The organism is Clostridia bacterium (genome assembly GCA_014360065.1).
Taxonomy (GTDB): Bacteria; Bacillota; DSM-521; order Neomoorellales; family JACIYF01; genus JACIYF01.
Genome location: JACIYF010000206.1, coordinates 1 through 2,546, shown reverse-complemented (window position 1 = coordinate 2,546; position 2,546 = coordinate 1). Strand labels below are relative to the sequence as shown.

3 protein-coding genes are annotated in these 2,546 nt (G+C 59.0%); 1 reads left to right on the top strand and 2 read right to left on the bottom strand.

All coding sequences use genetic code 11. The features are described 5' to 3' along the window. The coding region (locus H5U02_15030; protein MBC7343733.1) for a YbaK/EbsC family protein at positions 1–283 on the top strand (283 nt) is incomplete at its 5' end. 89 nt (positions 284–372) lie between these two features. Here the strand turns inward: H5U02_15030 and H5U02_15025 are convergent. Beyond that, a complete protein-coding gene (locus H5U02_15025) occupies positions 373–633 on the bottom strand; it encodes a hypothetical protein (GenBank protein ID MBC7343732.1) in 261 nt (86 codons plus the stop codon). A gap of 233 nt (positions 634–866) precedes the next feature. Beyond that, a partial coding sequence (locus H5U02_15020) for an S-layer homology domain-containing protein (GenBank protein MBC7343731.1) occupies positions 867–2,546 on the bottom strand: 1,680 nt, incomplete at its 5' end.

The following is a 2,546-nucleotide window of genomic DNA, read 5'->3' as shown; positions in this document are numbered from 1 at the left end:
CGGTGACGTCCGCATCAGCCGGAGCAAGCTTAAGCACCACCTGGGTCTGACCGGCAAGGTTAGGCTGGCCGATGCCGAGACCATAGCCGAGCTCACCGGATTTGCCCCGGGCGGGGTCTGCCCTTTTGCCCTAAAGGAGCCGGTACCCATCCTGATTGATAGGAGCCTGGAGCGCTTCCCGGTGGTCTACGTAGCTACCGGCAGCCCCCATTCGGCCGCCCCCGTCTCGGTGGAACAGCTTCTAGCCATCACCGGCGGCCAAATGGCCGACGTTAGCGAATAGGACCCCGGGCAACTTTGAGCCTCGTAGCCGGGGCAGCCTCAATCGTTCATCGCCGCTCGCGCCACAGGCGACAACCAAGCCATTTCAAGTCAACTGTTAACCTGCCCTCCCCAGTCTGTAATCACCCGGCTGAGGAGCTCCCTCGCCTCCGGGTAAAGCTGCATGTCTTCCATATCCAGCGTCACCGTCTTGCCCCGCCGCTTTTCCCCGGTTTCCCGGTCGGTGAATAGGGCGCTGATTTGCAACTTCCCCGCCTTGGGGTAATAACTAAACATCACCCGGTCAGTCTGCGCCTCCTCGGGTTTCTCCAGCTCCCAGTACGGCGTCCCCCGGTAAGAAGTCCTAGCCATATTGCACCCCTTTTGCTGGTTTTTTTTGGCCTAGCCTCTCCCTTCGAGATTGTAGCCCCCATAGGCACCATAGCGCAAATTTATACTAAACCAGCTAAACCTTGCCGGTCAAGCAAGATCCTGGCCTTCCTGCCTAAGATGGGGGCAGCAAGCCCCCTCCGGACCACCAGAGGGGGCTTGCTGGCCTAATGCGCTTGACTGACTGCTTCAAGCTTCAGGCCGGCACTTGTGGCCTAAAGCTGCCGGTACATGCGGGCTAGCATGGCCGCCGCTTGCTCCCGGGTAGCAGTGCCGAACGGGTCGAACCGTTTGTCGGCAGTGCCGAGGACGATGCCCTTATCCGCAGCCAGGGCCGCTTCCCGGAGAAGCCCCGTGGTGATGCGGTTGCGGTCCTGGAATCTGGCCAGGATGGTTTGGGCCTGGTCAGGAGTGGGAAGGGTGCTGCCACGGGAATAAACCAGCGCCCGCGCCACCATGGCTGCCAGTTGCTCCCGGTTGATGAACTGGTCGGGCTTAAAGCTGCCGTCGGTGTAGCCCTTGACGATGCCGGCTGCGGCCGCGGCCCGGATCTCTTTGGCCGCCCAGTAGCTACCGGATACATCCTTGAAGCCGGGAGCATTCTGAGGTGCGCTCAGGTTCAAGGCCCGAGCTACCAGGGCGCAGAACTGGGCCCGGGTGATCTTGCCCAGGGGATCGAACCGAGTATCGGTCACGCCATAGATGACATGGCGGGAGGCCAGGTACTCGATATCGGCCTTAGCAAAGGAACCGCGGATGTCGTTAAATGTCTTGTGGTACTCCATGAGGGCGTACTCTGAAAGATGCGGGGTGGTAAAGGTTACTACCCTCTTTTGCTTATCCACCTTGCCGCCTAGGAAATCCCACTTTTTGCTCCCAGGGTTGTACCGGTAAGCGCCCAGGAAGTCAGGGTTAGTGACGCTGGCCGGATCGTAGCTCACCGATACCGTCACCGGCTTGACGAAAGTCACCGGCTGGGTAGCCTCGCCTACCAGGCTGGCAGCAGTGAGGGAGAGAACCTTGCCTGCCACCTTATAGGCGCTGGGAAGGTCGCGAACAAGGTCCGAAGCCTGCTGGTCAGACACTGGCTTGGCTTCCAACTTCACTCCGGTAGCACCCTGGGCCGCCTGAATGGCGCCGGGCTCAAGCCGGAAGGCCACACCCTTGATGTCCAGTACCAGGGGCTTGTTGGCTTGGACTAGCTTATTCAACGCTGCCGTAGTCAGGACTGCTGCCGGCTCCGCATCCTCGGGCACCGTAATCTCTATCTGCTCCTTGCCTTGGCTGATCTGCTCCTGGACATCCTCTTCGTCGATCACAGGAGCAGGCTCAGTTGGTGGCGGAGGCGGCGGAGGTGACACCGTGAGGTAGAAAGGCTCAAGCATGCTTAGAATAGCTTCATATGTAGACTGGAATAGGTCCGCCTTGACGCCTTGAGGCCTGCCCTCAGCGGCATCTAAAGCCAAGAACAAAGCCCCTAGGCCGTTCTCTACGTTGGTTGCTGAAACCGTTGCTAAGGTCCAGTTGGTGCCGAGAACCTGGTTGGCTGCTTCGAGCGCCGATTCGGCCAGCGTATATACCGCCTTGTAGGTTGAAGCAGCGTTGGGCTCCGTTAATACCCCAAGCGCAGCTTCAATTAGTGGCGTCTCAAGGGCGCCTGGGGAAATATTTCGCTGAACTAAGTTAGCGTTAACTGCTCCTACAAAGCTAATGAATTCCCCTTGGGGCGAGGAGCTGCCCGACCAGGCGATTAGGTCGGCAAAACGCGACTTTACGTAAGTCAGTTTATCAGTGATTTCCCGCCGCTTACTCTCTGAGAGTTTACCGTCTTGAAGGTCCGTAGATCTCACTGCAGTCAGGCTCCGGGCCAGGTCGAGTAAGGCCTTGATATCTTC